Origin of the sequence: Streptomyces sp. SID12501, from assembly GCF_010550245.1 — a bacterium.
GTDB lineage: Bacteria > Actinomycetota > Actinomycetes > Streptomycetales > Streptomycetaceae > Streptomyces.
The window spans coordinates 1-468 of record NZ_JAAGLU010000534.1 but is presented as its reverse complement, the minus strand read 5'-3'; the positions used below and the strand labels follow the sequence as shown (position 1 = coordinate 468).

Here is a 468-nt window from a genome sequence, read left to right as displayed (position 1 = left end):
GCCGCCCGGCTGCGGTTCGCCTCCACCCTGCCGGCGCTGCTGGCCGGCGGGGGAGTCGACACCTCCCTCGACCCGGCGGCGCTGCACCAGTACCTGAGCTGGCACGGCACGGTGCCGGCCCCGCGCACCGTACTGGCCGGCGTACGCAAGATCCCGCCGGCCACCGTCCGCGTCATCGCGCCGGACGGCACCCACCGGGACCACTGCTACTGGCAGCCCTCCTACACCCGGCACTCCGTGCTCGGCGCGGACCCCGCGCTCTGGCGGGAAGCCGTGCACGACGCGCTGCGCACGGCGGTACGCCGGCGCACCGTCGCGGACGTCCCTGTGGGCGTGCTGCTGTCGGGTGGCCTGGACTCCAGCCTGATCGTGGCCCTGCTCGCCGAGGAGGGCCACGAAAAGGTGCCGACCTTCGCGATGGGCTTCGAATCCGAGAACGGCGAGGAGGGCGACGAGTTCCACTACTCG

General features: G+C 73.7%; 1 protein-coding gene. It reads left to right on the top strand.

Translation table 11 applies throughout. The features are described 5' to 3' along the window. A partial coding sequence (locus G3I71_RS47150; RefSeq protein WP_239149804.1) for an asparagine synthase-related protein occupies positions 1–468 on the top strand: 468 nt, incomplete at both ends.